The 6,000-nt window shown below is 62.1% G+C and carries 5 protein-coding genes; all 5 read right to left on the bottom strand.

The features are described 5' to 3' along the window. Nucleotides 1–28: 28 nt before the first annotated feature. The gene (locus tag QMX98_RS02855) at nt 29–397 is read right to left on the bottom strand and encodes a glyoxalase superfamily protein (RefSeq protein WP_010463700.1); all 369 of its coding nucleotides are present in this window, start codon (nt 395–397) and stop codon (nt 29–31) included. A gap of 120 nt (nt 398–517) precedes the next feature. Next, the gene (locus tag QMX98_RS02860) at nt 518–1,975 is read right to left on the bottom strand and encodes a D-aminoacylase (protein ID WP_077747345.1); all 1,458 of its coding nucleotides are present in this window, start codon (nt 1,973–1,975) and stop codon (nt 518–520) included. Nucleotide 1,976: 1 nt separating this feature from the next. Beyond that, nucleotides 1,977–2,837, bottom strand: coding sequence for a MurR/RpiR family transcriptional regulator (locus tag QMX98_RS02865; protein WP_077747344.1), 861 nt, complete (start codon nt 2,835–2,837; stop codon nt 1,977–1,979). A 15-nt stretch (nt 2,838–2,852) separates the two neighbouring features. Beyond that, nucleotides 2,853–4,202, bottom strand: a complete 1,350-nt coding sequence (locus QMX98_RS02870) for a gluconate:H+ symporter (RefSeq protein ID WP_282410226.1) — start codon at nt 4,200–4,202, stop codon at nt 2,853–2,855. Nucleotides 4,203–4,384: 182 nt separating this feature from the next. Then, entirely contained in the window at nt 4,385–5,830 is a 1,446-nt protein-coding gene (locus tag QMX98_RS02875; RefSeq protein ID WP_282410227.1) for a SulP family inorganic anion transporter, read from the bottom strand. Nucleotides 5,831–6,000: the final 170 nt, after the last annotated feature.

The following is a 6,000-nucleotide window of genomic DNA, read 5'->3' on the forward strand; positions in this document are numbered from 1 at the left end:
GCTGATTTGGAGGAACTGATGAAGCTTTTTACAGGCAGATCGCGTTGGTAAACACCAACCGGTTGCCGAACGGATCACTGATGGTCATGTCCTGGCTTCCCCAGGGCATGGCCTGGATCTGCGGGTGCGAAAACGGATACGCCTTCGCCAGCAGTTGCTGCTGGAAGGCCTCGAGCTCATCGGTCTCGATGCGCAGGGCCGAACCCGGCGTGCCGTCGCCATGGTGCTCGGACAGGTGCAGCACGCATTCGCCACGGGAGACTTGCAGGTACAGCGGGGAATTCGGCTCGAAGCGATGCTGCCAGTCGACCGTGAACCCCAGAAAGTCGACGTAGAATTCCAATGCCTTGGCCTCGTCGAAAATCCGCAGGATCGAGGTGGTTTTGCCGAAGCTCATTGGGTTGCTCCCTGACTGAAAAGACACCCGTTGAAGTTGGGCTGGATGTCAGCGCTTCGGCTTGGCGCTGACATTCTTTAATCGCGATGTGCCATCACTGTGACGTATTTCTCGGAATAACTACTGAAACCCGTCACGCAAATCCCCTTCCCGCGCCAGAAACCGCCCTTCCCGTTTCCCGTTCGCCTGGCCATCGCTGTAACTCAACACGCCGTTGACCCATACACCTTCAATCCCCTCGGCCGCCTGTTGCGGGTCACTGAAGTCCGCCACGTCGCGAATGCTCAGCGGATCGAACAACACCAGGTCCGCCCAATGCCCTTCACGAATCTCACCCCTTTGCTTCAAGCCGAAACGCGCCGCCGACAATCCGGTCATTTTGTGTACGGCGGTATGCAGCGGAAACAGGCCGACGTCGCGACTGAAATGTCCGAGCACACGTGGGAAAGCGCCCCACAAGCGCGGATGCGGGAACGGATCTTCCGGCAATCCGTCGGACCCCACCATCGACAAGGGATGGGCGAGGATTCTTCGCACATCGGCCTCGTCCATGCCGTAGTACACCGCACCGGCCGGTTGCAGACGGCGTGCAGCGTCAAGCAACGGCACGTTCCATTCGGCGGCGATGTCCATCAAGTCGCGGCCGCCCAATTCCGGGTGCGGCGTGGACCAGGTGATGGTGATGCGATGGGCGTCGGTAACTTGCTTGAGGTCCAGGGTCGAAGAACTCGCCGCGTAGGGATAACAATCGCAGCCCACCGGGTGAGTTTTCGCCGCTTCCTCAAGCGAGGCCAGCAATTGCGGACTGCGCCCCCAGTTACCGGCCCCCGCGCATTTGAGGTGGGAAATGATCACCGGGGATTTCGCATGCCGGCCGATCTGGAACGCCTCGTCCATCGCCTCCAGCACCGGTTCGAATTCACTGCGCAAATGGGTGGTGTACACGGCGCCGAACGCCGTCAGCTCTTCAGTCAGTTGCATCACTTCGTCGGTGGACGCCGAGAACGCGCTGGCGTAGGCCAGACCGGTGGATAACCCCAAGGCGCCCGCCTCAAGACTTTCACGCAACTGCTCGCGCATCGCGCTGATTTCATCAGGCGTGGCGGTGCGAAACAGGTCGTCGAGATGGTTGCTGCGCAACGCGGTGTGGCCCACCAATGCGGCGACGTTCAGCGTGGTGTTCGCCGCTTCGACCGCTGCGCGGTAAGCGCTGAACGTCGGATAAACGAAGGCTGCCGAGGTGCCGAGCAGGTTCATCGGATCGGGCGGATCGCCACGCAGGCTCACCGGTGACGCGCTGATCCCGCAGTTGCCGACAATCACCGTGGTCACGCCCTGGCTGAGCTTGGGCAGCATCTGCGGCTGGCGGATCACCACCGTGTCGTCATGGGTGTGCACGTCGATAAAACCCGGCGCCAGCACGCGGCCGGCAGCGTCGATTTCCTCGCGGGCGGTCGCCTCATGCAAGTCGCCGATGCGCGCGATTCGGCCGTTCTGAATCGCCACATCGGCGGGGTAACCGGGGCTGTTGCTGCCATCGATGACCAAAGCGTTGCGGATCAGCGTGTCGTACATCATGTCAGTCTCCCAGCGGCAAACGATCGTCGCCGCCGCGGTAATCGTCCAGGGCGAGTTTGATCCGCCGCAGACGTTCTTGATTGTCTTCAGGGTTGGCCAGCGCGAGCTCGGTGGCAAGCACGTCGATGGCCAGCAGCATGCCGTAGCGCGCCGCCGTCGGTTTGTAGATAAACGAGGTTTCGACGCCTTGCAGCGGCAGCAGCACATCGGCCAATTGCGCCAGCGGCGAGTCGGCCCGGGTGATGGCGATAATCCGTGCACCGTAGTTACGGGCCAGTTCGACGGCGTCGATGAGTTCGGGGGTGATGCCGGTCAGCGAGCAGGCAATGACCGCGCGTTCGGCATCAAGGCTGGCGGCGGTGACGCGCATCATCACCGGGTCGTGGCACGCCGCAATCGGGTAGCCAAATCGCACCAGCCGCACTTGCAGCTCATCGCTGCACAAGGTTGAACAACCGCCCAGGCCGAACGCATGAATCATTCGCGCCTTGCCCAGCAGTTTCACGGCATCGGCGAACCGCGACTCGTCGAACGCCGACAGATGCTGACGCAGGGTCGACTCGATATCGCCGACGATCTGCCCATAGAACGCCGACTGATCCGGCGTCCCCGCCGGGTCAAGGAAGCGGCTGCCGACGCCGCTGGCCTGGGCCAGTTGCAGGCGCAGATCACGCAGGTCGCGACAGCCCACCGTGCGGGCAAACCGCGACAGCGTGGCGGTGCTGACCTCTGCCCTCTGCGCCAGCTCATCGAGGCTGGCGGCGGAGGCAAAGCCGACGTCGTTGAGCATCAGCCGCGCGATGCGTCCTTCACCGGCGCTGAAGGAATCCTGGCGGGCGCGGATCTGGTAGAGGATGTCCATGGCAGGCGGCTCCGGTTAGATCAGGTAAGAAAGACCCACGGTCAGCGCGAAAGCCACCACCGAAATAATGGTTTCAAGCACCGTCCAGGTCTTGAAGGTCTGGGCAACGGTCATGTTGAAGTATTCCTTGATCAACCAGAAGCCGCCGTCGTTGACGTGGGAAAAAATCACCGACCCGGCGCCGGTTGCCAGCACCAGCAACTCGGGGTGCGGATACCCCAGACCGATGGCCACCGGCGCGACGATGCCCGAGGCGGTGGTCATCGCCACCGTGGCGGAACCGGTGGCGATCCTCATCAACGCCGCAAACAGCCATCCCATGATCAGCGGCGACAGGTGAAATTCGTCGGCCAGGCTGACGATCTGATCGGTGACTCCGGCGTCCACCAGGATCCGGTTCAAGCCACCGCCGGCGCCGACCAGCAAGGTGATGCTGGCGGTCGGCGCCAGGCATTCGTTGGTGAACTTGAGGATCGATTCGCGGCTGAAGCCCTGGGCGATGCCGAGGGTCCAGAAGCTCAGCAACGTCGCCAGCAGCAGCGCGATCACCGAGTTGCCGATGAACAGCAGGAACTGGTTGAAACCGCTGCCCGGCGTGGAAATCAGGTTGGCCCAGCCACCGATCAGCATCAGCACCACCGGCAGCAGAATGGTCGCCATGGTGATGCCGAACCCCGGCAGGCTGTCGCGCGGTTCACGGTCGAGGAACTGGCGTTCCAGCGGGTTTTCCGCCGGCAGTTGAATGCGCGGCACGATGAACTTGGCGTACAAGGGACCGGCGATGATTGCGGTCGGAATACCGATCAGAATCGCGTACATCAAGGTCTGTCCGACCGACGCCCCATACACCTGCACCGCCAGCATTGCCGCCGGGTGCGGCGGCACCAGCGCATGCACCACCGACAAGCCAGCGACCATCGGCAAACCGACCATCAAGATCGACACGCCAACCCGCCGCGCCACGGTAAAGGCAATCGGCACCAGCAATACAAAACCGACCTCGAAGAACAGCGGCAGCCCGACCAGAAAGGCGATGCAGACCATCGCCCAGTGCGCGTTCTTCTCGCCAAAACGGTCGATCAAGGTCCGCGCCACCTGCTCCGCGCCGCCCGACTCGGCCATCATCTTGCCGAGCATCGTGCCCAGCGCCACCACCAGTGCAATGTGCCCCAGGGTCTTGCCGACCCCGGCCTCGTAGGCCCCGACCACCCCGGACGCCGGCATGCCGGCCATCAGCGCGAGGCCGATGGAGACCAAGGTGATGACGATGAACGGATTGAGTCGGTAGCGGGCGATCAGAACGATCAGGGCAATGATGGCGATGGCGGCATACACCAGCAGCCAATAGCCGAAGGACAGGGTCATGCGGTACTCCTCGAAAGGGTCACGTCGAATGGGTTGTGAAACTCTTAAATCATTTCGAGGCGTGACATTCAAACGAGGTGAAAGTTATTTTCGTGCAGAGGTAAGGGATGTCGCGCAGAGGTATGCCAGGTCGGTGGATATGAAAATCAGGCAGGCGGATTTACATCGCGCCTGCGTTGATTTCAGTCGTGATTCACGCGGGCACGTTTGAGCAGCTTCTTGCAGCGCTCGGACAAATGCAGCACCCGCAGATGCTTGCCGGCCTTGGCGTAGCGTTCACGCAAAGTCTTCAGCGCGGCGATGGCCGAATAGTCGACAAAACTCAGGTGGCGGCAGTCGATGGTCACGACAGGCGGATCGTTGGCGGGGTCGAACTGATTGAGAAACGGCGTAGTCGAGGCAAAGAACAACGTGCCATGCAGGTGGTACAACTTGCTGCCATCGCTCTCGATATGAGCATCGGCATACAGCTCGCGCGCCTGCTGCCAGGCAAAATTGAGCGCCGCGATGATGATCCCGCACAACACGGCAGTGGCCAGGTCGGTGAACACGGTGATGACCGTGACCGCCACAATCACCAACACATCGTTCAGCGGCACTTTGTTCACTACCCGCAACGACGCCCAAGCGAACGTTTGCTGCGACACCACAAACATCACGCCGACCAGCGCGGCCAATGGGATGCGCTCGATCAGCGGCGACAGAAACAGAATGAACAGCAGAATCAGCACCCCGGCCACCACCCCGGACAGCCGGCCACGACCACCGGAACTGAGGTTGATGACGGTCTGACCGATCATCGCGCAGCCACCCATGCCGCCAAAAACCCCCGAAACCATATTGGCCGCGCCCAACGCCACGCACTCGCGATCAGGGAAGCCACGGCTTTCGGTGATCTCATCGGTGAGGTTCAGGGTCAGCAGGGTTTCCAGCAGGCCGACCAGCGCCATCAAGATCGCGTAGGGGGCGATGATGCGCAGGGTGTCCAGGCTCCAGGGAATGTCTGGCAGCGCGAACGTCGGCAAGCCGCCGGCGATGTGCGCCATGTCGCCCAAGGTGCGCGTCGGCAGGCCGAGCAGATACACCGCCAGCCCGACACTCAGGATCGCCACCAGCGCCGGCGGCACGGCACGCGTCAGGCGCGGCAGCAGGTAAACGATCGCCATCGTCAACACCACCAACCCGGTCATCAGGTACAACGGCGTGCCACTGAGCCAGGTTTCGCCATCCTTGAAGTGTTCGAGTTGCGCCAGCGCAATGATGATCGCCAAGCCGTTGACGAACCCAAGCATCACCGGGTGCGGCACCATGCGCACCAGTTTGCCAAGCCTCAGCAGCCCGAACGCCAGCATGATCAGGCCGCCGAGCAACACGGTCGCGAGCAGATACTGCACGCCGTGTTGCACCACCAGCGCGACGATCACCACCGCCATCGAACCCGCCGCACCGGACACCATCCCCGGCCGCCCGCCGAAAAGCGCGGTCAGGGTGCAAATGATGAACGCGCCGTAAAGCCCCATCAGCGGATTGAGGTGGGCCACCAACGCGAAGGCAATGCATTCGGGGAGCAGGGCGAAAGAAGTGGTGAGTCCGGCCAGGACATCGGCGCGCAGACGTTTTGGTTTCATGGAGGATCGAACACGACAGGGAGAGAGGGTGCGGATGTTACGGAATCGGGGGCGACCCGGCCAGTTGTCGGGTTGCTGAAAACGCAATCGCGAGCAGGCTCGCTCCCACAGTGGATGTCCGTTACACACAAAATCTGTGTCCAATGAAGATCAAACTGTGGGAGCGAGCC

The organism is Pseudomonas sp. PS02303 (genome assembly GCF_029959925.1).
GTDB lineage: Bacteria > Pseudomonadota > Gammaproteobacteria > Pseudomonadales > Pseudomonadaceae > Aquipseudomonas > Aquipseudomonas mandelii.